Below are 23817 nucleotides of genomic sequence, written 5' to 3'. Positions count from 1 at the left end.
AAGCCTACCGCACCTCCATCAAATCCTTCCCCACCACGATCCGCCCGTTGAAGTGCTTGCGGACGTCGGCGGCCCACATCTCGTCGGTGATGCGGTCGTCGTCGCCCGGTACGAAATGGCTGAGTACCAGCGTCTTTACGCCTGCCGCCGCGGCGATGCGGCCGACGTCCTCGGTCAGCGTGTGGCTTTCCAGGAAGTGTTTCTTGATGGTGGCACCGTTGGCAACGCGTGAGACCAGGGCGTCGATGCCGGGGCCGTACATGGCCTCGTGCACCAGCACGTCAGCGCCCTTGGCGAATTCGGCCAGTTTCGGGTTGTAGGCGGTGTCGCTGGAAAACACGATGGTGCGGTCGGCGGTTTCGAACCTGTAGGCGAAGTTGTCCACGATGGGCGGGTGCGGTGTGCGGAATGCCGTGACCTTGACGTCGGCGTTCTGCAGCACCACGCCGTTGCCGGTGATATCGGTGGCCTCTACCAGCTTGCGGATATCGGGGCGGCCTTCGTCGGCGATGCGCGTGTCGATGTCGAAGCGGTTCAGCGCCCAGTAGGTGCGCGTCATCTCGGCCGTGCCGCTGGGCCCGTAGGCATGCACGGTCTGGTTCAGGCCCGTGGCCCAGGCGTTGTAGATCAGGTTGCCGTATTCGAGGTCGTGGTCCGAATGATGGTGGCTGATAAACACGTAGCGCAGCGCCGACAGCGGCACGCCGGCATTGACCATCTGACGCGACACGCCGGTGCCGCAGTCGATCACGTAGGGCACGCCGTTGATCAGCAGCAGGTTGGCCGGGTTGGAACGCGACCCGCCCACGCGCGGGCCGCCTTTGGTGCCGAGGAGGATCAGGCGGGTGCCGCCAGACTTGGCGGCCGGTTGTGCAAACGGAATCTGGGGCAGCAGGGCGGCGCCGACGGCGGCCACGCCCAGGCCAAGCACCTTGCGGCGTTGGGGCTGGAACACGCGTTGTCTCCTTGATGTTTTGATGGGCCGTCACGCCGAGGTATTGCACTCGGCAAACAGCCAGCAGGGCAGGCACAACCTTAGCGCCGCCCTTTGCACATCATCAAGGCACGAATGGAACGTTCAGTGGGACAAAGCGAACGCCAGGCGCGCGCGGCGGGAAATCACTGGTCGATCTTCCGCATGGCCTCGGTAATGTCCCGGGTGTCGTTCGGACGCACCAGGCGCGCCACTTCCTGGCCGTCGCGCAGGAACACCAGCGTGGGCCAGAGCTTCACGCGGAACGATCGGCCCAGCGGGCGGCCGCTGCCATCTTCCACCTTGATATGGTCGATGCCGGGGTGCTGGCCGAACGCCGATTCAATCAACGGCTGGGCGCGCTGGCAGAAGCCGCACCAGGGCGTGCCGAACTCCAGGATGGTGGCGCCGCGCAGTGCGTCGATCTCGTCGCGCGACGGTTCTGTCGTGGCAAAGGTGTGGGTCATGCTCATCGGTCGGGGCTCCGTCGATACATGGTGGTCTGGTGATGGTCTGATGCCCTGCCACGCGATTTCCGCGCCAGCGGCGTAACCGTCATTCTGCCAGCGACAGCGCACGCACGTGCGCCGGCGGGCCGGTAAGAATTTCCCACCATGCCGGCAATAGCGCCTGCACTTCGGCGCGCGCATAGCGGTCGTCGATCAGCCAGACCACGCCGCGGTCCTGCTGGGTGCGGATCACGCGGCCCGCGGCCTGCACCACCTTGCGCAGGCCGGGATACAGGTAGGCGTAGTCGTAGCCCTGCCCGAAGACGGTCTCCATGCGGTCGCGCAGCTGTTCGTTCACCGGATTGATCTGCGGCAGGCCCAGCGTCGCCACGAAGGCACCGATCAGGCGGTCGCCGGGCAAATCCACACCCTCGGAAAACACCCCGCCGAGCACCGCGAAGCCGATGCCCTGGCCGCCGGGCGCGAAGGCGTCCAGGAATGCCGCCTGGCCCGCCTCGGTCATGCCGCGCGCCTGTGACCAGATCGGAATGTCGGGATGGTGTTCGGCCAGTAGCGCGGCGGCCTGCTGCAGGTAGTCGTGGCTGCTGAAGAACGCCAGGTAGTTGCCGGGACGGCGTGCAAACTGGTCGGCCATCAGCTGCACGATGGCGGGCAGCGAGCGCTGGCGCTGGGCGTAGCGCGTGGAGATATGACGTGCCACGTGAACGTCGAGCTGCGCGGCGTGGAATGGCGATGGCACTTCCACCGACACCGTGCTGGCGGGCAGCCCCAGCAGGTTGTGGTAGTAGTCGGCCGGCTGCAGCGTGGCCGAAAACAGCGTGGTCGAATGCGTGCCGGCAAAGCGCGGCGCCAGGTACGGGGCCGGCAGCAGGTTGCGCACGCACAGGTCGGCGTCGAAGCTGCCCCGCTTGCGCGGCGTGCGCGTGATGTCGAACAGCGAATGCTTGCCGCCGTACTCGGTCATCTGCTCGGCCAGCCGCAGGAAGTGCATGGCATCGAAGTAGAAGCGCTCCAGCGCGGCGTCGTGCCGCTGCGGATGCTCGCTCATGTCGTCGATGATGGCCGTGCAAAGCTGGACCAGCGCCTCGACGAAGGCAGCGGGCTCCTCGCCGCGCGTTTCGTACGCGGCATCGCCGGACTTTGCCAGCGCATTCCACTGGCGGTAGACGCGGTCCATCGGCCGCTTCAGCGCGCCGGGCGCGGCCAGCCGCACGCCACGGAACGCCGCGTGGTCAAGCGTGGACGTGTACATCGCGCGGCCCCGGTCCACCAGGTTGTGCGCCTCGTCCACCAGCACGCTGACACGCCACTCGTTCATCGCGGTCAGCATGTACAGCAGCGCGCTGCGATCGAAGTAATAGTTGTAGTCGCCCACCACCAGATCGCTCCAGCGGATCATTTCCTGGGCCAGGTAGTAGGGGCAGACCTGGTGCGCGCGGGCAATCTCGCGCGTGGTGGCGCGGTCCAGCAGCGGTGCGCGGCTGGCGGCATCGCGGGCAGCGGGCAGGCGGTCGTAGAAGCCTTGCGCCAGCGGGCAAGATTCGCCGTGGCAGGCCAGCTCGGGATGTTCGCAGGCCTTGTCACGTGCGGTCAGCTCCAGCACGCGCAGCGGTGTCTCGGCGGCGTTCTGCCTGAGCTGCCGCGTGGCGTGCAGTGCCACGGCACGGCCCGTGGATCGCGCCGACAGGAAGAACACCTTGTCGATGCGCTGGGTCGGCATGGCCTTGAGCGCCGGAAACACCGTGCCGATCGACTTGCCGATGCCGGTTGGCGCCTGCGCCAGCAGCGTGCGCGCCAACGCGTTGGCCTTGTAGACCGATTCCGCCAGCAGGCGCTGGCCTTCGCGGAATGTGCCGTGCGGAAAGGCCAGCGCCGCCAGCCCTGCGTCGCGGCCGCTGCGATGGGCGGCCTCGCGTTCGGCCCAGTGCATGAAGCGGCGGCAGCTATCCTCGAAGAACTCGCGCAGCGCCTGCGCGTCGAAGCGCTCCCTGAGCACGCGTTCCTGCTGGCTGACGATATCGAAGTAGACCAGTGCCACATCGATCTGCTTCAGCTCGCGCGACTGGCACAGCAGCCAGCCATAGATCTTGGCCTGGGCCCAGTGCAATGCCTGGTGGTTCTGCGGAATCTCCACCTTCTGGCCGCGCACCGTCTTGATTTCCTCGACCCGGTTGGTCACGGGGTTGTAGCCATCGGCCCGCCCGCGCACGCGCAGGCCTTCGAAATCCCCCGACAGCGCCACCTCGGCCTCATAGCCGGGCCCGCGCCGGCTGGTCACCACGCCATGCCCGGCCACGCCCTCCTGCCCGGTGGGCGACGGCGTGAAGCGCAGGTCGAGGTCGCCCGCCTTGGCCGTGAACTCGCACAGGGTGCGCACGGCGACGGTATAGCGGGGCGGTTGGTCGGGTGTGGCGGACAAGACGCAAATGAGGTGGAAATTGCGGGACTGTATGAATATACAGTGATCGGACACCGACAGGAAATCCCGGCGCGGGAATCTAAGATGGAAAACGGCCCGAAAGGAGAACGTTCCGATGCATCCGCTCAAGATCGCCACCTTCAATATCAATGGCGTGCGCACCCGCCTGCAGGCGTTGCTGGCCTGGCTCGAACGCGAGGCGCCCGATGTGGCCTGCCTGCAGGAACTGAAGGCGGTGGACGAGGGGTTTCCAATCGACGAGATTCATGCCGCCGGATATGGGGCGATCTGGCACGGCCAGAAATCGTGGAACGGCGTGGCAATACTGGCCCGGGGCGCAGATCCCGTAGAGGTGCGGCGTGGCCTGCCGGGCGGCGACGACGACACGCAGAGCCGCTACCTGGAGGCCGCTGTCGGGGGCGTGCTGATTGCCTGCCTGTACCTGCCCAACGGCAATCCGCAGCCGGGCCCGAAATTCGATTACAAGCTGGCGTGGTTCGAGCGGCTGATCGGCCATGCGCAGACGTTGCTGCAGAGCGGCCATCCGGTGGTGATTGCGGGCGACTACAACGTGGTGCCGACCGACGACGACATCTACAACACGCGCTCTTGGCTCAAGGATGCGCTGCTGCAGCCCGAAAGCCGCGAATGCTACCGGCGCCTGCTGGCGCAGGGCTGGACCGATGCGCTGCGCGCACGCTTTCCCGACGAGAAGATCTACACGTTCTGGGATTACTTCCGGCAGCACTGGCAAACCAACTCCGGACTGCGGATCGACCACCTGCTGCTGAGCCCCGGGCTGCGCATGCGCGATGCGGGCGTCGACAAATGGGTGCGGGGCGAGGAGAAGGCCAGCGATCATGCGCCAGCGTGGGTGGTGATCGAAGCCGCCGGGGAGGCGCCGGCAGGGAAGAAGGTGGCGGCGAAGAAGGTGGCGACGAGGAAAGCCGCTACGAAGAAAGTGGCAGCAAAGAAGGTGGCCGGAAAGAAGGTGGCCGCAAAGAAGGTGGCTGCGGGCAAGAAGCCGGCAACCAGGGTGGCGGCAAGGAAGACCGCCGCGTAAACAAAAAAAATCGCCGGGGGACGACCCCGGCGTCGGAGAAACGGATGACGCCCGTCGTGAGAGCGGACGGCGGGCGTCGGGCGCCTGAACCGGGGCGCCCAGAAATTGTTCAGGCCATTCAGGCCATTCAGGCCATTCAGGCCATGGCCGGTTCGTGCTCGGTCACCGCGCACATCGAACCGCGCACGGCACCCAGCAGCATGTCGGCAGCGGCGTCCAGCCGGTCGCTCGAACCCGACATCCGCGCGGTGATGATGCCGTTCTGGATCGCGCCATACAGCACCTTCGCCAGCAACTGCGGCGGCACCGGATACGGCTGGCCCCGTTCGGCTTCGGCGCGGTGCAGCAGGTTGGTAATCCAGGTTTCGTTGGCCTGGAAATGCGCCTGCAGGTAGCTGCGGATCGCATCGGGCAGTGCCAGCACCTCGGCGGACAACATGCCGGCCAGGCAGATCTGGTTCAGCTCGATGTCGTTGCGCAGCGGCCCAACATATCGCTCGGCCTGCTCGATCAGCGGCAGCGAGGTGTCGATGGCCGCCAGCCGTGCCTTCGAGCGCTCACGGTACAGGCGCACCACTTCCAGCACCAGGTCGTCCTTGGCCGGGAAGTAGTAGTGGATGCTCGATGTCTTCACGCCCACCAGCTCCGCGAGGTCGCGGTAGCTGAAACCGTTGTAGCCCCGTTGCCGGATCAGCACGGAGGCGTGCTCGAGCAATTGATCGCGTACGGTATGCGTTTTCATGTCTGCTGTCCGCGCCTTTGTGGCGGTGGACCCTCCGGTTGTTCGCCCTTCTGTCTTCGCCAGGATGTCCTGGGTCAGACGGACAGCGACTGCGCAACCAGCGAGAGGACTGCGCCGCTGGTGAGGCAGAGCACCACCCAGCCGCCCAGGATCAGGGCTGTGTCACGCAAGGTCATGATGAAACTCCAGGTATCTGTTTCCGGCCGCGGCCCGGCTTGGCTACCGGGTCACGGCCGTTGCGGGAATCAGGCGAGTGCGCCGTCGGTGTACACGTCGAAGCTGCGCGACGGTTCAGCCGAGACACCCGTGCGATCCAGGCCGGCGACCGTGCGGGCACCGTCGGTGTACGGGTCGAACTTGCCGATCTTGGCGCCGTCGGTGAACGGGTCGGCCTTGCCGACGCGGGCACCATCGGTGTAGACGTCGCGGCTGCCGATGCTGGCAACCAGGCCGTCGCGGTTCGTCACGCGGGCACCGTCGGTGTAGACGTCACGGCGGCCGTTGATGCTGGCAACCAGGCCGTCACGGTTGGTCACGCGGGCACCGTCCGTGAAGGCGTCGCGGTTACCGATGCGGGCACCTTCGCTGAACGAATCGAACTTGCCCTGGCGCGCACCGTCCGTGAAGGCGTTGCGCTGGTCCTGCACGCGGTAGCTGTAACCGTAGACTTCGCCAGCCTTCTGGGCGGCGGGGGCGGCCTGGACAGCGCCGGTGACAAAAGCGGCGGCGAGGGCGGCGGCGGTAACGATGGTCTTGGCGTTCATGATGCTCTCCTTTGCAAGGCAGGCGATCTCGGTTTGTGTGTGGATCGCTGGCCGATGTCTGTGCTGCGAATCAGCGTCTTCTTTTGCTACTGCTATCTACTGCTAGATAGATACGCTGCGCTAAAAAAAAGACCGCTTCCGGTACTGACAAACAAACTTGTGATGCTTGGATTCGGCTTCGCTGCTTTGCGTGTTTGCTGCGTTGCGTCGTCCATGGCTCGAATAGTATCTACTACTAGATAGATAGGCAAGGAGAATTTGAAGAAATTCCGATGTGTCAGGTGGAGGGTTTGCTCTAGGCAAGGCCCGTTGAGGCCCTAATTCACTGAATTTAAACGAAAAAAAGCGGTGACGCCCCTCGCCGGGGCATCACCGCCTTGTGCAACCGCAAGGGCAGGCTTAGCGCTTGCCGATTGTGAAAGCGATCTCGCCGACACCTTCCACGCCCGCCGTTACGGCGTCACCCGGGTTCAGTGCGCCCACGCCCGCCGGGGTGCCGGTGAAGATCAGGTCGCCGGGCTGCAGCGTCATGGCCTCGGAGATATAGGCGATGACATCGGCCACGGGCCAGATCAGCTCGGTCAGATCGCCTTGCTGGCGCGTTTCGCCATTGACCTTGAGCCAGATGGCGCCCTTGGCCGGATGGCCGATTGCCGACGCCGGCTGCAGCGGGCCGCACGGGCCCGACGCGTCGAACGACTTCGACCAGTCCCACGGACGGCTCATCTTCTTGGCAACGTCCTGCAGGTCGCGGCGCGTCATGTCGACGCCCACGCCATAGCCCCACACCAGGTCCAGCGCCTGTTCGGGCTTGACGTTGGCGCCAGCCTTGCCGATTGCCACGACAAGCTCGATCTCGTGATGCAGGTTTTCGGTCAGCGGCGGATAGGGCACGGTGCCCTCGGCGGCCACCACGGCGTCAGCCGGCTTCGTGAAGAAGAACGGCGGCTCGCGGTCGGGGTCCTTGCCCATCTCTCGCGCATGCGCCGCGTAATTGCGGCCCACGCAGAACACGCGGCGGATCGGAAAACGGGCCTGGCTGCCGGCGACGGCTACGCTGGCCTGCGGCGCAGGTTGGATCACGAAATCGGTCATGTCTCGCTCTGTCTCTATATAGGTAGGGTGGATTGCTACGCGGGATTACTTCGCAAACACCTGGCTCAGGTCGCCGAACGCCTTGAATTCGAGCGCGTTGCCCGATGGGTCCAGGAAGAACATCGTGGCCTGCTCGCCCACCTGGCCCTTGAAGCGCACATGCGGCTCGATCACGAACTTCGTGCCGGCGCCGCGCAGCTTGTCGGCCAGGCGCTCCCATTCGGCCATGGGCAGGATCGCGCCGAAATGGCGCACCGGCACGTCGTCGCCGTCCACGGCGCTGGTGGCGCGGTGGCCGCATTCATCCGGCGACAGATGCGCCACTACCTGGTGGCCGTAGAAGTTGAAATCGATCCAGGCGTCGGAACTGCGGCCTTCGGGGCAACCCAGCAGATCGCCGTAGAACTGACGTGCGGCGGCAAGATCGTGAACCGGAAAGGCAAGGTGGAACAGGGGCGTGGCGCTCATCGCTGTGACTCTTTTGCAGGGCGGTTGTGGGGTGTGCCGTTGATTGTAATCAGCAGAACTCGTAATATGAAACGAATCATTTTTTGACTAAGTATCGAAAATTTCGATGCTTGAATCGACCCTTGCTGCGCTATTTCAAGACCTTCCTCGTGGCCGCCGAAACCGGCTCGTTTTCCGCCGCCGGCACGCGGCTCGGCCTGACGCAATCCGCCGTCAGCACCCAGATCCGCCGCCTGGAGGAGGATCTGGGTTGCACGTTGTTCGACCGCTCGGGCAAATCGGTGGCGTTGAGTGACGAAGGCCGGCAGATGCTGGACGATGCCGCGCGTATCGTCGGCATTTACGAATCGATGAAAGGTGCGCGGGCGCAGCGCGACATGGCGCCGCTGGACCTGGGCGCCGTGTCCACCGTGCAATCGAGCCTGCTGCCGCAGGCGATGCAGCGCTTCCGCGTGGCGCATCCGGACACCCATGTGAACATCGTGCCGGGCATGTCGACCCAGCTGCTGACCCAGGTGGATGCCCGGGAACTTGATATCGCCGTGCTGGTGAAGCCGCGTCTGGGCATTCCACCAGAACTGAAATGGGTGCCGCTGATCCACGAACGCTTTGTTGCCGTGGCGCCGCCCGACGCCCCAGACAACCTGAAGGCATTGCTGGAAAACGTGCCATTCATCCGCTACAACCGCCATTCCACGGGTGGGCAGCTGGTGGATCGCTACCTGCGGCGGCACCGGCTATGGGTGCGCGAGGGCATGGAGCTGGACGAGCCCGCCGTGATCCTGCAGATGGTGAGCGAGGGGCTGGGCTGCGCGATCATTCCGTCGGCGCTGGTGCCGTTGCGGCAGACCCCGCACATCAAGGAGGTGCCGATGCCGGGCCAGCCGCTGTATCGCGAGATCGGTGTGCTGGTGCGGCAGTCGGCGCTCAAACGGGCGTCGGCCGCCGCCTTGATCGATGCGTTCGTGGCGGCCAGCCGCGAACGCTGAGGGACAAGGGGCAGAGGGGGATGCCTCAGGCCCGCGCAGGCTGGGGCGTGGCTTCGGGGGCCTTGCGGCGCACCATCAGCGCCAGCAGGGCAGCCACCAGGCAGGCGCTGCCGGCAACGTAGAGCGCCGGGGAATACGTCAGCCACAGCGTGCGCGACAGCCCGGCGCCAAAGGCCGCCGTAGCCGCGCCGATCTGGTGCGCCGCGAAGATCCAGCCAAACACCATCGGCGCGCGCTCGCGGCCGAACGTGCTGCCGGCCAGCTTGATGGTGGGTGGCACCGTGGCGATCCAGTCCAGGCCGTAGAACATCGCAAACACGGACAGGCCATAGAGCGTGAATTCCGAGTGCGGCAGCCAGAACAGCGACAGCCCGCGCAGCGCGTAGTACCAGAACAGCAGCTTGCGGCTGTCATACCGATCCGAGAGCCAGCCGGACATGATGGTGCCGACGAAGTCGAATGCGCCCATCATTGCCAGCGCCGAGGCGGCTGGTACGGCGGACATGCCGAAGTCCGCGCATAGCGAGATAAAGTGGGTCTGGATCAGTCCGTTGGTCGACAGGCCGCAGATAAAGAACGTGCCGGCCAGGATCCAGAACGTCTGCGTACGCGCGGCGTCGCGCAGCACCACGAATGGCCCGGCCCACGACAACGGCGCGGCAGGTGCCGCTGCCACGGCAACCGCCCCCGGCACTTCGCCATAAGGTGCCAGGCCCACGTCGGACGGGCGGCCGCGCATGAAGCCCAGCACCACCACCGCCAGCGCGCCACAGGCGGCCAGCACAGGCAGCACCGCCACGCGCCAGCCCATATGCTCGATCAGCCAGGCTGCAACGGGCAGGAAGGCCAGTTGCCCGGTGGCCGAACTGGCAGTCAGCACGCCAATCACCAGTCCGCGCCGCGCCGTGAACCAGCGGTTGGCGACCAGCGCGGCCAGCACCATGGCGGTCAGCCCCGAGCCGACGCCCAGCATCAGGCCCCAGGCCAGGAACAGTTGCCAGATCTGCGTGGATACCGTGGCAAGCGCCATGCCGCCCGCAATCAGCGCCAGCGCCGCGCAGACCACGTTACGCACGCCGAAACGCTCCATCAGGATGGCCGAGAACGGCGCCATCAGTCCGAACAATGCAAAGCGGAAGGCCAGGATCGACGACACCTGGTCGGTGCTCCAGCCCATCTCGGTGGTCAGCGGCTTCAGGAAGGCGCCGGGCAGGCCGAGCGCGGCGGAAGTGGTCAGCATCACGCAGAACGTGATGGCGGCGACGATCCACGCGTAGTGAATGCCGCGCCGGTCCAGCCGGCTCGATAGGGCTTGCGCAAACATGGGGCTCCGTTGGGGGCGATGAGGTAGGAAAAGGGGTGATGCCGGGGCCCTCTCAGGCCGGCACGACGTCTTCGGTGGTCAGCAGCCACGTGCGGGCCGCGGCAAGGATGTCGTCGGAAATGGCATCGCCGGCCGTGGCGCGTGCGAGCGTGATGGCGCCGACCAGCGTCGCCATTTCGAGCAGGGCGGTGCGGTCTCCGTCGCGTTCGTCCGGGGCGATTTGCTGCCAGGCGCACAGCAACTGCTTGATGCCGTCCAGATACGCGCCTCGCACGGGCTTGCCGGCCGGTTCGCGCGCCACGTCGCCAACCAGCGCCGATGCCGGGCAACCGTGTTCGGGTGTATCGCGATGCACTTCGCTCAGATACTGCTCCACCAGGTTGCGACGGGCGGCCTGGCGATCGCCGCCTGCCTGGGCGATGCGTTGTTCCCAGCGCACCGCCGAATCGTTGAATGCCCGCGCGCAACCCACGGCGGCCAGTTCGTCCTTGGACGAAAAATGGCCATAGAAGCCGCCGTGCGTGAGCCCGGCGTCGGCCATGACCTGCGCAACGGACACGCCATGCAGGCCGTGCACGCGAAACAGGCGTGCCGACGCTTCCTCGATGGCTGCCCTATGCTGATCGGCGACTGCCCGTGATGCGCGTGCCATGTCGATATCCCCTCTGTCGAATTTCCGGAAAAGCTGCTTGACCCGAGTTTAGATGATGTCCATACTTTATTCAATAAATGTTGGTCGTCATGCAAAAAGGTAGCGGGCGGCCTGTGATCGAAGTGTTGCACCCCGTTCCTCATCCCATAGGAGAACCTGTCATGTTCAAACTGTTCGATATGTCTGGCCGCGTTGCGGTCGTCACCGGCTCCACCAAGGGCATGGGCCTGGAAATGGCCCGCGCGCTGGGCCAGGCCGGTGCCCGCGTGGTGGTGTCGGGCCGCGATGCGGCTGTGTCGGAAAAGGTCGCAGCCGGCTTGCGCGACCAGGGCATCGACGCCACCGGTATTGCCTGCGACATCGTCAGCATCGACAGCGTGCGCGCCTTTGCCGATCAGGTGCTGACCAGATTCGGCCGCGTGGACGCACTGGTGCTGAACGCCGCGGGCAGCACGGCGGTGGGCTCGATGCTGGGGCAGGGGCCGGAGATGTTCGACGAGGTGATGGCCGGCAACGTGCGTGGCAACCTGGTGCTGGTGAACGCGCTGGCGCCGCAGATGATCGAGCGCAAGGACGGTTCGATCATCTTCATGTCGAGCATTGCCGCGCGGCGCGGCTCGGCCATGCTGGCGCTGTACAGCATCTCGAAGGGCGCCACCGACCTGGCGATGCGCAACCTGGCGCAGACGCTGGGTCAGTACAACATCAACGTCAACAGCATCAATCCGGGCCCGGTGCGTACCGATTTCTCGCGCGACGCGCTGTGGGGCGACCCGGAACGCGAAAAGGCGCTGTCGGCCAATATCCCGATGCGCCGTATCGCCGAGGCCAGCGACGTGGCCGGTCTGGCGGTGCTGCTGGCATCGCCGGCAGGCCGCTATATCTCGGGTCAGACCATTGGCCTGGACGGCGGCGCCACGGCGTAAGTCCGCGAAGATCGCGTCCGTTCAGCAGCGCACCTGCGCGCGGCCGGCTGCATGAAATGTGCAGTTTGGCCGTGCGTTTTTTGTGCGCGCGGCACTGGCGTTGTGCGCCGATCGCACTGCATTTGTGCGATATCAAATAATCAGCGAAATAGCGGGAAAAATGGCTTTATTCCCAGGAATTGAAGCCGTTACAGCGGGCAATGAGACCCTCCAAAACTAGGACGATCGTGACCGCATTCCTGACCCCCGCCACCCGGTTGATGTCCCGCCTGACCATCACGCGCAAGCTGGTGCTGCTGTCCGTACTGTTCCTGATCCCGCTGTGTGGGGCGCTGTTCGCGGTGCTGCACCAGTCTGTGCAGTCGATCCGCGACACGCAGGATGAACAGCGCGGCCTCAAGCTCGTTGGCATTGCGCTGGACTTCATGCGCGAAACGCAGGTACGCCGTGGCGCGGCCAATGGCGTGCTGCTCGGCAATACCGGCTTCCGGCCCACCTTCGAGGCGGCCGATGGCAAGGCCGCGCAGCATCTGGCAAGCCTGCTGGGCGAATCCGGCGCGATCGAATCGTTTGCCATCGTGCCCGACGTGCGGAAGCTGGACGAGTCGTGGCAGCAGATCCGCAAGCTCGGACTGGACACGCCTGCCGCGCCGCTGTTCGAGCGCCATACGGCGCTGGTCAGGCAGACACGTCTGTTTATTGGCGACGTGGCCGACCATTCGTCGCTGGCCCTCGATCCGGAGGCCGGCTCCTACTACCTGATCAACCTGACCGTGGGCCCGATGCCCAAGCTGGCCGAAGTCAGCGCGCTGGCGCGTGGCCGGGGCGCCGGCATCATCGCCCAGGGCGGCTATTCCGACGCCGCGCAGCAGGCCGACCTGGCTGCGCTGGCCGACCAGATCCTGGACGGGCTGGAATCCGCGCGCCGTGACATGGCACGTGTGGAGCGCGCCGCGCCGCAGTATCAGGCCCGCGTGGACGCGGCGATGAAGCAACTGGCGGCCGTGGACAACTTCTATCGCACGCTCAAGGTCAGCATGCTGGGGTCGGCTGGGATCACGATCGATGCCAAGGCGTACTTTGCCGAGGGCACGGCGGCGATCGAGGCCGTGTCGGCGGCCAGCCGCGAGTTCACGGCCCTGTCGGGTGCCATGCTCGCGCAGCGCGTGGCCACCGAGCAGCGCAAGCTTGCCGTGCTGGTGGCCATTGCGCTGCTGACGGTGGGCGGCGCGCTCTATCTGTTTGCCGGCTTCAGCCGTGGCATGCGCGATGACGTGCGCGATGTGGCGGAACTGGTGACACGCATCAACGACGGCGACCTGGGCGTACATATCGAAGCGCGGGGCCGCGACGAACTGAGCGACGTCAAGCGCCACCTGATGACGCTGGTGGAGGCATGGCGCGGCATCATCGGCGATACGCGTGACAGCGCGCAGAACGTGCTGGTGGCGGCAGGACAGATCGCGCAAGGCAATGCCGACCTGTCGCAGCGCACCGAGGCGCAGGCGTCGTCGCTGGAACAGACCGCCGCCAGCATGGAGGAATTGACGTCGATCGTGCAGCAGAACGCCGGCAACGCCAGCCAGGCCAGCACGCTGGCAGCCGAAGCCGCCGGCATTGCCGTGGCGGGCGGCGAGTCGGTGGGCCGCATGCGCCAGACCATGAGCGAGATCGAGGCCGACTCACGCCGGATCGTCGACATCATTGCGGTGATCGACAGCATCGCGTTCCAGACCAATATCCTGGCGCTCAACGCGGCCGTGGAAGCGGCGCGTGCCGGCGAGGCCGGGCGCGGCTTTGCCGTGGTGGCGGGCGAGGTGCGTACGCTGGCCCAGCGCGCCGCCAATTCGGCCAAGGAGATCCGCACGCTGATTTCACAGTCGGCCGGCCGTGTGGCCGACGGCACGGCGCTGGCTGTGGACACCGCGACCACCATGAACGAGGTGGTGACGGCAGTGCAGCGGGTGACGGCGATGATGGACGAGATCAGCCGCGCGTCGCACGAACAGAGCGGCGGCATTGCGCAGGTGAATCAGGCCGTGACCCAGATGGACCAGGTCACGCAGCAGAATGCCGCGCTGGTGGAAGAAGCCGCGGCGGCGGCCCGGGCCCTGCAGGAACAGGCCGAGCGCATGGAGCAGACGGTCAGCGTGTTCCGGCTGGCGGCGTAGGTTGAAAAAAGCTGCAAAAAGAACGCCCCCGCTTCGCAGCGGGGGCGTTCCTGTACGGCTGGGCAGGCCCGGATGCCGGCCCTGCCAGCGGGTTACCAGCCGTTGAAGCCGCCGGCCCCGGTGACGGCGGAATCCACTTCCTGCCGTTGCACGCGGATATTGTTTTCCACCTCGGTCACGCCGAACGTGTTGTCGGCCAGGTCCTCGATATCGTATTTCTGGCCGCGTGTGTGCACGGTGCCGCCGAGCGTGACCTTGCCCTTGTCGACCTCGACCGATACCTCGCGCACGTCGATGCCGGTGGTAAAGGTCAGCCGTTCGCAGATCTCGTCGCGGATGCGTTCGTCCGTGCGCGTGTAGCCGCGCGGGCCCGTGCGTTTTTCCACGGCGCCGGGGCCGAACCAGTCGCTCATCGCCTGGCCGATACGGTGGCCGAGGTGATAGAGCGCGCCGTGGTCCTCTTCGCGGTTCTCGTCATGCTCGTGCCACTCGTCGCGCCAGCGTCCGCCCGATTCGCGCCGCGATGACGAATAGCCCAATTCCTCGTCATAACCGCTGGAGCCAGCGCTGGAGCCCATGTAGTCGCGCCCGTAGCGCTGCGCGTGGTAGGGCGGGCGGCTCTCGCCCCATTCGTCGCGCGGCTCTGTCCAGTAACGCGTATCGCTGCGCAGATCGTTGAAGTAGGCCGTGTGGGCGCCGCCCCGACCCCTGCCTTGCCCACCGCCCTGGCCCCGATACGCGGGGGCGCGCCGTTCCGCAGCGCGCAGCCAGGCCTGGTCGGCGTTTCCGAAACCGTGTTCGTCCCGGCGTTCGCCCGCGCCCCGGTTGCCGCCGCCCTGCCGGCTGCGGCGCCAGTCGTCGCGGCGGCCGAAGTCGTCCGATCCGCCCCGGTCGTCACGGTCTCCCCGGTCGCTGAATCGGCGATCGTCGCCGCCGGAGCCGTATTGGCCGAACTCGCCCTGACGGCGTTGCACGCCGTAGTCGGTGCGGCGGTGCTCGTCGCCCAGATCGCCGTAGTCGCCATATTCGCTGGCGTATTGGCGGCTGCTGTATTGCTCTCGCTGGCGCCAGTCCTGGTCGTCGTCCGGGGATGTGCCATAGCCACCGTTCAGCCCGTACCGCAGATCGCTGCCCTGGTCGTCCCTGCCGCGATAGCCTGACGGCGCAGGCCCGCCCTCGCTTAGCTGACCCGGAGTCAGCCGCTGGCGCCGCCTTGCATCGTCCCAGTTGTCGCCAGACGATTCGGGTTGCCAGTCCTGATCCTGCCAGCGTGAACCGCGCTCATCGTCCCAGGGGTCGCCAAGATCATCGTCGCGTCGGTCATCGGCTCGCCAGGGGGTATTCCGGCGATTGCGCTCGCTGTGGTAGTCGCCCATGTTGCGCTCCTGAAGGTTGCGGGATCGCCGTGCGTGCAATGCGGCATGCCGCGTCGCACCGCCGGCCATATTTCAGGAAACTGGCAAGTTTCGTACCGTCGGGCGGCGGCCTTGCCCAGACTGGCGTAGCGGGCGCCGGCATGGCATGTGAGCCGTCCCGTTCCCATGCAAGCCTTGCGAGGCTGCATGTAAAGACTGCACGCCGGGAGCGGGTGCGCGGCGGGTCACTGGGCGTTCACGCGGCGGATATTGCTGGCTGCGGGCGGCGACACATTGAGGGCGGCCGGGGCCGGTGTCTGCGGAACCGGGGCCGGCTCGGCCGGCACTGCGCGAGGCTCGCGAACCGGTGCGATGCCCTCTACCGCATGGAACGGATGGCTATTTGCATAGTCCGTGGCCACGGCTTCCAGGAAACCTGGCGCCGGGTGAGGCGCCGTTGGCGCGGGCAGCGCCTTGTCGGCATGGGCGGCGGTATGGAAGCAGAGCAGCATCACGCGCAGCAGCAAGACAAAGCCGCGAATCCGGTAACGGATGGTGCGGGCTTGGCTTGGCCGAGGCGGCGCGACGACGCCCGGCCGCAACTGTGGCGGAATCAACATGGCAGTTCTCCGGGATGGAGCAAAACGCTCCGGATCAGGGTCGAGGCGCGGCGCCGCGCTCGATGCGTCTGATTGCAGGGAACATGCCACCGGCAAACGGGGGCAGGATGCACGGCGTGCGGCACATCTGGCGGCAAAAACCGGAGAAACTGCTATGTCTTCCCAACACCTTGTGTCGGGAATCGTTGGGCAAATGCCAACTACCGCGGGTCAGATCCAGACATCGTTCTGCGCGGTGCGGTCGCCGCCCTGGTCTCCCGTGTTGACCACGCCGCGCGGCTCGATCAGCAGCATGCGGACTTCCGCCTCCGCCACCGGCCGGTGTTCGACGCCCTTGGGCACCACATACATTTCGCCAGCGTTGACGATCACATGGCCGTCGCGAAACTCGATGCGCAACCGGCCATCGAGCACGATAAACGTCTCATCGGTATCGGCATGCTGGTGCCAGATGAACTCGCCCTCGATCTTCACGATCTTGAACTGGTAGTCGTTCATTCGGCAATGACGCGCGGCTGCCAGTGGTCGGAGAACAGGCCCAGTTTCTGGGCGAAATTGATGGCGCTGGCGGCGCGAGAGGTGGGTGCGGTGACTGGCGTTGACTGCATGACGGGGCTCCTTGTGGCGCAATGGACAGGCGGCCAAGTCTGCGCCGGCGCCGACGAACGGTCTTGTACGTTCGTGCAGGCTCAGGCCACGCCGCCGCGCAAGGCGCGCAGCCAGCGGCCGGGTGAATGCCCGAACGCCCGCGTGAAATGTCGGGTCATGTGGCTCTGGTCGGTGAACCCGGCGCAGGCGGCGGCATCGGCCAGCGACTGCCCGGCTGCCGCGAGGCGCCTGACCATGTCCAGCCGGCGCATCACCAGATAGCGATGCGGACTGGTGCCATAGAGCACCCGGAAGTCGCGCGACAGGCTCCAGCGGTCGCGGCCGCTGGCGTGTTCCAGTTCGTCGAGCGTGACAGCGCGTTCCAGGTTGTCCAGCAGGCAGGCCCGGGCGAGTTCGGCACCGTGGTAGTCCACAGCGTGGCGTCCGCGCGGCGCACCGGCAGCCGCAGCCAGCGCGTGCGCCAGATCGAAGATCGCGTCGTCTTCTTCCAGGGGCTCCATGACGCTGTCCATGGCCCGCAGCAGCGTGCCGGCCGCCGCGAACAGCCTGGGATCATCGGAGCGTCCGCCCGCCACGAACGGCAGCGGCCTGCCACCCAGCACGTGCTGGATCAGCGCGGGCTCGATGTAGAGCATCCGATAACGGAAGCCGGCGTCGGTGCCGGCATGGCCGTCGTGCGGCTCGTCCGGATGCAGCACGATAGTGCCGCCCGGCTGGCTATTGACCATGTGCCGTCGATAGGAAAAGCTCTGGACGCCCGACAGCGTGCAGCCGATGGCATAGGTGTCATGGCGGTGCATGTCATAGCCATGGCCGCCGAAGAACGCCTCGATGCGCTCGATCTGGCGCGCCGACGCGTCGCGCTGCACCCAGTCGCGCGGCCCTGGCAGGGCGGTGCGCTTGTCAGTGAGCGCCGCCATGCGTGGTCGAATGGTCATGTGTATGGGGGTGGGCATGCGGAGCGCCGGCCGCGGGCAGCCCGATGTCGGCGCTGCAGCTCGGGTTTTCGGCATTGTGCTCATGCGGCTCCAGCGCACCGGGCACGCGGCGGCTCGACAGTCCGTCGGCGCGCAGCCAGGCCAGCGTGGCCGCTGCCGCGCGGTCGATCAGCTCGCCGCAACGGCTGTAGTCATAGGGCGAAACATCGAGCGGGCACAGCGGCGGCACCACGGCAATGTGGGCTTGCGCGCCCCAACGCTCCAGGTCATGCACCAGTTGCCGCGCCACCAGTAGTGACAACGCGTTGAACGCGTGCTCGATCGCGCCCTTGGGCGGGCGCCGTTCCGCGCAGGCAAAGCCTGCCGGCAACACGATGATGCGGGTGGCGCCAAGCCGGATGGCCGTCGACACGGGCGTATTGTTGGCAACGCCGCCGTCGATCAGTTTCTGGCCGTTGATCTCCACGGGTGGGAACACGCCCGGGATGGCCGCGCTGGCGAGTACGGCCTGGACGATGCTGCCCGACGACAGCACCACCTCGGCGCCGCTATGCATGTCGGTGGCGACGATGTGCAGCGGCAGGGCCGCGGCCTCCACGCGCGCGTCGCCCAGATGGCGCTTGAGCAGCCGTTTCAGCGCCATCGACTCCACCAGATGGCCCCGATTGCCCATGATCATGCCCAACATGCTGCGCCATGACCACGGCAGTACCTCGGCCCGAGTGATGCTGCGCCACAGGCCTTCCAGCTTCGCAATGCCCTCCGGGTGCGGATTGCTGGCGAAGTAGGCACTATTGATGGCGCCGGCGGATGCACCGATCACGAGGTCTGGTGTGAGGCCCCAGTTCACCAGCTCGCGGAGCATGCCGACTTCGATGGCGCCCAAACTGCCGCCCCCGGCGAACACGAATGCAGTCTTTTCCATGGTCGTTGTGGTCTGGGCGGTATCGCCCGTCGGGACTTGAACTGGTTGTCGTGTGGAGAGAATAGGCCACTTCCCGTCCGGCAAAAAGGGCCGGCAGGGTAGAAATGACCGGTCAGGCGACCAGTGGTTCGAGTTGCTGCCGGATTTCCGGTACCAGGCGGGTCGCGCTGCGCGCCAGGTTCACCTGCATCGTGACTTCGGCAACGTCGATCAGCGCGGGGTCCAGGTCATAGCTGCCACGCTGGGCCAGCCAGCGCAGCACGTCCGCCAGGTGCCAGACCGAAGCGGACCCTTCATGTACCGGCAGCGGAAACGACGCGGGGTAGGTGGTCATCAGCTTGCGCATATTCTGCCGGGATACCCCGATGGCCTCTGCCACATCGGTCAGGCCGACGAAGTCGGGCGTAGCTTCGATCAGCCGCGCATCCGGAGCGGCGCGGCGGACATCGGCCAGCGCGCTGACGATGGCGCCATGGGCCGTGTCGGCCTCCCGCGCGAACATTAGTGCAATACGCCCCGGAATGCCGATGCCGACCAGCGCATCGTCACAGCCGCTGGCGCCAAGGCGCTCCACCACGTCGTCGTGGTCGTTGTCCGAATCGGACAGCTGGTATTTGAGGGTGAAGTTGTATTCCATCTTGTCCTGTCAGTGCGAGACACCAGGGGGCGCTTTGCGGCTCTGATGGATGGCACAGTGGTCTACCACCCGCCGCAGGAACCGGGCATGCAGTTCCGGGTTGCGCGGCGTACTCCAGATCGACACGATGCAGAATTCCCCGCAGCGGCAGGTGGCGCAGTGATAGGGGCAATACAGCTTGCCCCAGGCATGTGCCCCGCCCAGCTTGCAGCGCCAGAATTCGCCTTCCGCGTACTGGACTGCGGCTTCGATTTCCTTTCTCGGATGTCTTTCCCGACCCATCAGGCCTCCCACGTTATGCGGCTGTCCGTGAGTTGTCAACTGACAATTCACGAAACGGTTGATAAATAGCACGACGGAGAAACGCTAACACTCAGCGTCGGGAAAATGGCGATTTGGACACAAAAGACACAAAGTCGCGCGAACATGTGTCGGCAGTCGTCCGTGCATCGGGAGTGAAGTCAAACCGAGCGGTTTCAGGGGCAGGGGTTCGATATTCTCGACGAACCCGAGGCGGCGGCGTTGTCGCCGGCCCGGCAACTCGCGGTGATATCGCGGTGATATCGCGGTTGCACGACCTGGTGCGCGATGGGTCGCAGTTCCTGATCGCTGCCCATTCGCCAATCCGGATGGCGTATCCGCAGGCGTGGAGCTATCGGTGCTCGGCGAGTGGCGTGGAGCGTATCGCCGATGAGGAAACCGGGCACCACCGGATCACGCGCCTTCCTGGCGGACCCGCAACGCATGGTGCGGGTCCTGATGGAGGAATCGCGCGGCGGTGGATGCCGGTCAGGCCGCCAGTGGCTCGTTCGCCGGCTTGCCGGCTTGCGTCAGCATGGTGCCGTGGTCGCGGTAGTGCGTGTGCCAGGCGAACGCTTCTTCCAGCACGTGCGGCGTCTGGCCGCCGCGCAGGCAGGCCCGGCGGTAGTAGTCGAGCAGGCCGTCGCGGTAAGCCGGGTCGGTGCAGTTGTTGATGACCTGCAGCGCCCGCTCGCGTGGTGCCAGGCCGCGCAGGTCGGCCAGGCCATGCTCGGTGACGAGGATATCCACGTCATGCTCGCTGTTGTCCACGTGCGTCACCATCGGCACGATGCTGGAGATCTTGCCGTCCTTCGCCACCGATTTCGTGACGAAGACCGACAGGTACGCATTGCGCGCGAAGTCGCCGGAGCCGCCAATCCCGTTCATCATGTGCGTGCCGCCCACGTGCGTGGAGTTGACGTTGCCGTAGATGTCGCATTCCAGCGCCGTGTTGATGGTGATCAGGCCCAGGCGGCGCAGCACCTCGGGGTGGTTGCTGATCTCCTGCGGACGCAGTACGAGCTTGCTCTTGTAGTGCTCGATGTTGTCGAGCACGCGGCGATACAGCGGCGCGGACAGCGTCATCGACGCCGCCGACGCAAAGCGCATCTTGCCGGCATCGATCAGCGCGATGGTGCTGTCCTGCAGCACCTCGGAGTACATCGTCAGATCATGGAATGGCGAATCGGCCAGACCGTGCAATACGGCGTTGGCGATGGTGCCGATGCCGGCCTGCAGCGGCTGCAGCGTGGGCGACAGGCGGCCGGCGCGCACTTCGCGTTCCAGCAGCGCGTTCAGGTGGCCGGCAATCTGGTTTGTCTCCGCATCGGGCGGCAGCGCGTTCGACGGGCTGTCGTCGCGTTGCGTGATGACGATGGCCGCGATGCGCGACGGGTCCACGGGGATGTAGGGCAGGCCGATGCGTTGTTCCACGGCTATCAGCGGAATCGGCTGGCGATATGGCCGCTGCACCGGGAAGGCGATGTCGTGCAGGCCTTCCAGCCCGCTGGGCATGTTCAGGTTCAGCTCGATGATGACCTGCTTCGCCATCCTGGCGAAGCTGGCCGAGTTGCCGACCGAGGTGGTGGGCACGATGCCGCCCGTCTCGGTGATGGCAGTGGCCTCGATGACCGCAACGTCGACCGGGCCGATCTGGCCGCTGCGCAGCATCTCGACGGTCTCGCCCAGATGCTGGTCGATGAACATGACCTCGCCGCCGTTGATCTTGCGGCGCAGCGTGGCATCGGACTGGAACGGCAGCCGGCGCGCCAGCACATTGCTTTCGGCCAGGATCTTGTCGGTGTCGTGCCCCAGCGAGGCGCCGGTGATCAGCGTGATCTGCAGCGGATCGGTGGCGGCGCGGCGCGCCAGCGCGACGGGAACGGCCTTGCAGTCGCCGGCACGCGTGAATCCGCTCATGCCGACGGTCATGCCGTCCTGGATCAGGCTTGCGGCTTCATCGGCCGACATGATCCGGTCCTGGAGGGCGGCCAGGCGAATGCGATCGCGGTACATCTAGTCTCCTTGCTGGGGGCTGTCTGGTCTTCCGCCAGGGGCCTCGTGGGTCCGTGACGGACAGTGCGTCTTGGAGGCGCGTAGCACAGTGTAGCGACCGCTTAATATTCTCACCATGATTTAAAGCTCTGGAAATCAGTCGGATTTTTCATAGCCATGAAGGTGGCACGCCCCTGCCGTAGCGTGTGTCGACAGGTTGCGGCGAGAACCATACATGCAGGCTCTCCCGCGCTTCATGATCCTGCGCAAGGGTGGTGCGGGCCCGTGCCGCTGCGGCCGGCAGCAAACTCCGGATGTGTTTCGGCGCTGGCGGGGCTACTATCTTTTCCAGCGCGGCCGGCGATACCGGCCAGGCAGTCTTCGCAGTCGTCGCAGTCTTCGATCGATGCATTACGCGCCGGCACGGCCGGCCGCTTCACAGCAACGGGGGAAAGCATGGAGATGACCCAGGCGACGTCGGAACTCGACGCCCATCCTGACACCGCTGACGCACCGGCCACGGAGCCGACGCTGACCGAACTCGAGGCGCCGTTCTCGAACCTGGAAACGCGCCGCCATCAGATGTTCCCCACCTTGACGCATGCGGAGATCGACCGCATCCGGCGCTTCGGGCAGGTACGCACGTGGCAGGCCGGCGAACTGATTTTCCAGGTGGGCGATGCGGGGCGCGGCATGCACGTGGTGCTGGCAGGCCGCGTCCGGATCGACCGCCGCGACGGCTTTGGTCACCGTACTCCGATCACCGAGGAAGGGCCGGGGCAATTCCTGGCCGAGGTCGGACAGTTGACCGGCAAGCCCGCGCTGGTGGATGCCGTGGCGCTGGAAGACGTGACGATCCTGGTGATTCCGCCGCCTGCCCTGCGGGCGCTGCTGGTGGCCGAGGCCGACCTGGGCGAGCGCATCATGCGGGCGCTGATCCTGCGCCGGGTCGGGCTGATCGAGCAGGGGGGCGGGCCGGTGCTGGTTGGCAGGGGCACGGAGCCCTTGCTGCTGGCCTTGCAGGCATTCCTGCGCCGCAACGGCCATCCGCACCGGGTGATCGATATCGAGACCGACACCGATTCCACGTGCCTGCTCGATATCAGCAAGGCCCCGCAGAGCGATTTTCCGATGGTGATCTGCCCCGACGGCAGCGTGCTGCGCGCGCCTGACGAAGGCCAGCTTGCCAGTTGCCTGGGGCTGGTGCCCGAATTCGACCCGGGCCATGTCTATGACGTCATTGTGGTCGGTGCCGGCCCGGCCGGGCTGGCAACGGCCGTCTATGCCGCGTCCGAAGGGCTGTCGGTGGCCGTGCTCGACTGCCGGTCGCCGGGCGGCCAGGCCGGCGCCAGTGCGCGCATCGAGAACTACCTGGGCTTTCCGACCGGCATTTCCGGCCAGGCGCTGGCCGGTCGCGCGTTCGTGCAGGCGCTCAAGTTTGGTGCCCACGTAGCCATTCCGCTAGAAGCCAAGGCGCTGCATTGTGGCGAGAATCCGATCGAACTCGAATTGCAGGACGGCCGCCGCATTCCCACGCGGACGGTGGTGATTGCCAGTGGCGCGCAATACCGGCGCGCCGAGATCGCATCGCTCGACCGGTACGAAGGGCGCGGCGTCTACTACTGGGCGTCGCCCGTGGAAGCCAAGCTGTGCAAGGACGAACACGCAATGCTGGTGGGCGGCGGCAATTCGGCGGGCCAGGCGGCGGTGTACCTGGCGTCGCATGCGGCCGAGGTGCATATGCTGGTGCGCGGCGAAGGGCTCGAGGCCACCATGTCGCGCTACCTGATCGACCGGTTAAGGGGCCTGTCGAATGTCCACCTGCACACCCATGCGCAGATCACGGCCATGGAGGGCGACGGCTGGCTGTCCACCGTCAGGTACAAGGAGCGCGCGCAGGGGCCGGAGTGCGTGGCCGTGCCGATGCGCCATGTGTTCCTGTTCATCGGGGCCGCGCCCAACACCGAATGGCTGCGCTCGTGCCATGTGGAAACCGACAACAAGGGCTTCATCATGACCGGCTACGACGCGCATCACTCCTGCACCGAGCGGGCCGACTACACGCTCGAAACCAGCGTGCCCGGCGTGTTTGCGATTGGCGATGTCCGGTCGGGCTCCACCAAGCGCGTGGCGGCCGCGGTGGGCGAGGGCGCGGCCGTTGTGGCGCAGATTCATCACTATCTGGCCACGCTCGAACACGCCCGCGTCTGAGCGCCGACGGTGATTGATTCGTGAGTTGAGGGCATCAATGTCGTTCTGAAGAGGATATCCCTGCGCTTTGTTTCATGGTTACACTGCCTGCGCCCTGTCCGGAAATCGTAAAAACGCTAGGACGCACTGGACGGGGCGATTCAGGTATTCGACCGGGCCCAAGCCCGGCGC

21 protein-coding genes and 1 pseudogene are annotated in these 23817 nt (G+C 66.1%); 5 read left to right on the top strand and 17 right to left on the bottom strand.

All coding sequences use genetic code 11. The features are described from left to right. Positions 1–4: 4 nt before the first annotated feature. From A9J21_RS05525 to A9J21_RS05515, 3 genes are all read right to left on the bottom strand, one after another. The gene (locus A9J21_RS05525; RefSeq protein WP_066732735.1) at positions 5–955 is read right to left on the bottom strand and encodes an MBL fold metallo-hydrolase; all 951 of its coding nucleotides are present in this window, start codon (positions 953–955) and stop codon (positions 5–7) included. Between the two features lie 164 nt (positions 956–1119). After that, positions 1120–1446: a thioredoxin family protein gene (locus A9J21_RS05520; protein WP_066732733.1), complete on the bottom strand. Its 327-nt coding sequence runs from the start codon at positions 1444–1446 to the stop codon at positions 1120–1122. Between the two features lie 82 nt (positions 1447–1528). After that, entirely contained in the window at positions 1529–3862 is a 2334-nt protein-coding gene (locus tag A9J21_RS05515) for an ATP-dependent DNA helicase (RefSeq protein ID WP_066732731.1), read from the bottom strand. A 115-nt stretch (positions 3863–3977) separates the two neighbouring features. Between A9J21_RS05515 and xth the strand changes: the two genes are divergently transcribed. After that, complete coding sequence (gene xth, locus A9J21_RS05510) at positions 3978–4925, top strand: exodeoxyribonuclease III (RefSeq protein ID WP_066732729.1); 948 nt, start codon at positions 3978–3980, stop codon at positions 4923–4925. 136 nt (positions 4926–5061) lie between these two features. On the opposite strand, the gene A9J21_RS05505 is transcribed toward xth, so the two are convergent. The 4 genes from A9J21_RS05505 to A9J21_RS05490 form a co-directional block, all read right to left on the bottom strand. Further along, positions 5062–5667 (bottom strand): TetR/AcrR family transcriptional regulator, encoded by a 606-nt coding sequence (locus A9J21_RS05505; RefSeq protein WP_066732727.1) that lies wholly within the window; start codon positions 5665–5667, stop codon positions 5062–5064. A 245-nt stretch (positions 5668–5912) separates the two neighbouring features. Then, on the bottom strand, positions 5913–6431 hold the full coding sequence (locus A9J21_RS05500; protein WP_066732725.1) for a copper resistance protein CopQ: 519 nt from the start codon (positions 6429–6431) through the stop codon (positions 5913–5915). 399 nt (positions 6432–6830) lie between these two features. Continuing rightward, positions 6831–7526 (bottom strand): fumarylacetoacetate hydrolase family protein, encoded by a 696-nt coding sequence (locus A9J21_RS05495; RefSeq protein ID WP_066732723.1) that lies wholly within the window; start codon positions 7524–7526, stop codon positions 6831–6833. Between the two features lie 45 nt (positions 7527–7571). Continuing rightward, a complete protein-coding gene (locus A9J21_RS05490) occupies positions 7572–7994 on the bottom strand; it encodes a VOC family protein (protein ID WP_066732721.1) in 423 nt (140 codons plus the stop codon). A 122-nt stretch (positions 7995–8116) separates the two neighbouring features. On the opposite strand from A9J21_RS05490, the gene A9J21_RS05485 reads away from it, so the two are divergent. Beyond that, entirely contained in the window at positions 8117–8983 is an 867-nt protein-coding gene (locus A9J21_RS05485; protein ID WP_066732719.1) for a LysR family transcriptional regulator, read from the top strand. 25 nt (positions 8984–9008) lie between these two features. Here the strand turns inward: A9J21_RS05485 and A9J21_RS05480 are convergent, their stop codons facing one another. Together A9J21_RS05480 and A9J21_RS05475 are read right to left on the bottom strand one after the other, a co-directional pair. Then, positions 9009–10307: an MFS transporter gene (locus A9J21_RS05480; protein WP_066732716.1), complete on the bottom strand. Its 1299-nt coding sequence runs from the start codon at positions 10305–10307 to the stop codon at positions 9009–9011. A 52-nt stretch (positions 10308–10359) separates the two neighbouring features. Beyond that, positions 10360–10959: a TetR/AcrR family transcriptional regulator gene (locus tag A9J21_RS05475; RefSeq protein ID WP_066732714.1), complete on the bottom strand. Its 600-nt coding sequence runs from the start codon at positions 10957–10959 to the stop codon at positions 10360–10362. Positions 10960–11120: 161 nt separating this feature from the next. Here A9J21_RS05475 and A9J21_RS05470 point away from each other — a divergent pair, with 161 nt between their 5' ends. Together A9J21_RS05470 and A9J21_RS05465 are read left to right on the top strand one after the other, a co-directional pair. Further along, positions 11121–11885, top strand: coding sequence for an SDR family NAD(P)-dependent oxidoreductase (locus A9J21_RS05470; RefSeq protein ID WP_066732712.1), 765 nt, complete (start codon positions 11121–11123; stop codon positions 11883–11885). 227 nt (positions 11886–12112) lie between these two features. Further along, the gene (locus tag A9J21_RS05465; protein ID WP_304440965.1) at positions 12113–14056 is read left to right on the top strand and encodes a methyl-accepting chemotaxis protein; all 1944 of its coding nucleotides are present in this window, start codon (positions 12113–12115) and stop codon (positions 14054–14056) included. A 92-nt stretch (positions 14057–14148) separates the two neighbouring features. Here the strand turns inward: A9J21_RS05465 and A9J21_RS32215 are convergent, their stop codons facing one another. The 8 genes and pseudogenes from A9J21_RS32215 to A9J21_RS05430 form a co-directional block, all read right to left on the bottom strand. Continuing rightward, entirely contained in the window at positions 14149–15432 is a 1284-nt protein-coding gene (locus A9J21_RS32215) for a BON domain-containing protein (protein WP_231906812.1), read from the bottom strand. A gap of 224 nt (positions 15433–15656) precedes the next feature. Next, on the bottom strand, positions 15657–16031 hold the full coding sequence (locus A9J21_RS05455) for a hypothetical protein (RefSeq protein ID WP_066732704.1): 375 nt from the start codon (positions 16029–16031) through the stop codon (positions 15657–15659). A gap of 210 nt (positions 16032–16241) precedes the next feature. Further along, a pseudogene (locus A9J21_RS05450) lies at positions 16242–16639 on the bottom strand (cupin domain-containing protein). 81 nt (positions 16640–16720) lie between these two features. Further along, on the bottom strand, positions 16721–17560 hold the full coding sequence (locus A9J21_RS05445; RefSeq protein ID WP_066732702.1) for an AraC family transcriptional regulator: 840 nt from the start codon (positions 17558–17560) through the stop codon (positions 16721–16723). Continuing rightward, positions 17544–18503, bottom strand: a complete 960-nt coding sequence (locus A9J21_RS05440; protein ID WP_066732700.1) for a patatin-like phospholipase family protein — start codon at positions 18501–18503, stop codon at positions 17544–17546. Before A9J21_RS05440 ends, A9J21_RS05445 begins: the two co-directional genes overlap by 17 nt. Positions 18504–18615: 112 nt before the next feature. Then, positions 18616–19140 (bottom strand): AlpA family transcriptional regulator, encoded by a 525-nt coding sequence (locus A9J21_RS05435; RefSeq protein ID WP_066732698.1) that lies wholly within the window; start codon positions 19138–19140, stop codon positions 18616–18618. Positions 19141–19149: 9 nt separating this feature from the next. Further along, entirely contained in the window at positions 19150–19422 is a 273-nt protein-coding gene (locus A9J21_RS32210) for a hypothetical protein (RefSeq protein ID WP_082926239.1), read from the bottom strand. Between the two features lie 507 nt (positions 19423–19929). Next, on the bottom strand, positions 19930–21456 hold the full coding sequence (locus A9J21_RS05430) for an acetyl-CoA hydrolase/transferase family protein (RefSeq protein ID WP_066732697.1): 1527 nt from the start codon (positions 21454–21456) through the stop codon (positions 19930–19932). A gap of 435 nt (positions 21457–21891) precedes the next feature. Between A9J21_RS05430 and A9J21_RS05425 the strand changes: the two genes are divergently transcribed. Continuing rightward, positions 21892–23646, top strand: a complete 1755-nt coding sequence (locus tag A9J21_RS05425) for an FAD-dependent oxidoreductase (protein ID WP_082926238.1) — start codon at positions 21892–21894, stop codon at positions 23644–23646. Positions 23647–23817 lie beyond the last annotated feature (171 nt).

It is taken from the genome of Cupriavidus sp. D384 (assembly GCF_001652915.1).
In the GTDB taxonomy this organism is placed as follows: domain Bacteria; phylum Pseudomonadota; class Gammaproteobacteria; order Burkholderiales; family Burkholderiaceae; genus Cupriavidus.
Note: the sequence above shows the minus strand (reverse complement) of the source record. Positions and strands in the feature narration are given on the sequence as shown.

Coding starts and splice junctions, on each gene's coding strand:
- A9J21_RS05520 (WP_066732733.1), bottom strand. CDS start 1,446: ATGAGCATGACCCACACCTTTGCCACGACAGAACCGTCGCGCGACGAG.
- xth (WP_066732729.1), top strand. CDS start 3,978: ATGCATCCGCTCAAGATCGCCACCTTCAATATCAATGGCGTGCGCACC.
- A9J21_RS05505 (WP_066732727.1), bottom strand. CDS start 5,667: ATGAAAACGCATACCGTACGCGATCAATTGCTCGAGCACGCCTCCGTG.
- A9J21_RS05500 (WP_066732725.1), bottom strand. CDS start 6,431: ATGAACGCCAAGACCATCGTTACCGCCGCCGCCCTCGCCGCCGCTTTT.
- A9J21_RS05495 (WP_066732723.1), bottom strand. CDS start 7,526: ATGACCGATTTCGTGATCCAACCTGCGCCGCAGGCCAGCGTAGCCGTC.
- A9J21_RS05490 (WP_066732721.1), bottom strand. CDS start 7,994: ATGAGCGCCACGCCCCTGTTCCACCTTGCCTTTCCGGTTCACGATCTT.
- A9J21_RS05480 (WP_066732716.1), bottom strand. CDS start 10,307: ATGTTTGCGCAAGCCCTATCGAGCCGGCTGGACCGGCGCGGCATTCAC.
- A9J21_RS05475 (WP_066732714.1), bottom strand. CDS start 10,959: ATGGCACGCGCATCACGGGCAGTCGCCGATCAGCATAGGGCAGCCATC.
- A9J21_RS05470 (WP_066732712.1), top strand. CDS start 11,121: ATGTTCAAACTGTTCGATATGTCTGGCCGCGTTGCGGTCGTCACCGGC.
- A9J21_RS32215 (WP_231906812.1), bottom strand. CDS start 15,432: ATGGGCGACTACCACAGCGAGCGCAATCGCCGGAATACCCCCTGGCGA.
- A9J21_RS05455 (WP_066732704.1), bottom strand. CDS start 16,031: ATGTTGATTCCGCCACAGTTGCGGCCGGGCGTCGTCGCGCCGCCTCGG.
- A9J21_RS05445 (WP_066732702.1), bottom strand. CDS start 17,560: ATGGCGGCGCTCACTGACAAGCGCACCGCCCTGCCAGGGCCGCGCGAC.
- A9J21_RS05440 (WP_066732700.1), bottom strand. CDS start 18,503: ATGGAAAAGACTGCATTCGTGTTCGCCGGGGGCGGCAGTTTGGGCGCC.
- A9J21_RS05435 (WP_066732698.1), bottom strand. CDS start 19,140: ATGGAATACAACTTCACCCTCAAATACCAGCTGTCCGATTCGGACAAC.
- A9J21_RS32210 (WP_082926239.1), bottom strand. CDS start 19,422: ATGGGTCGGGAAAGACATCCGAGAAAGGAAATCGAAGCCGCAGTCCAG.
- A9J21_RS05430 (WP_066732697.1), bottom strand. CDS start 21,456: ATGTACCGCGATCGCATTCGCCTGGCCGCCCTCCAGGACCGGATCATG.
- A9J21_RS05425 (WP_082926238.1), top strand. CDS start 21,892: ATGGAGATGACCCAGGCGACGTCGGAACTCGACGCCCATCCTGACACC.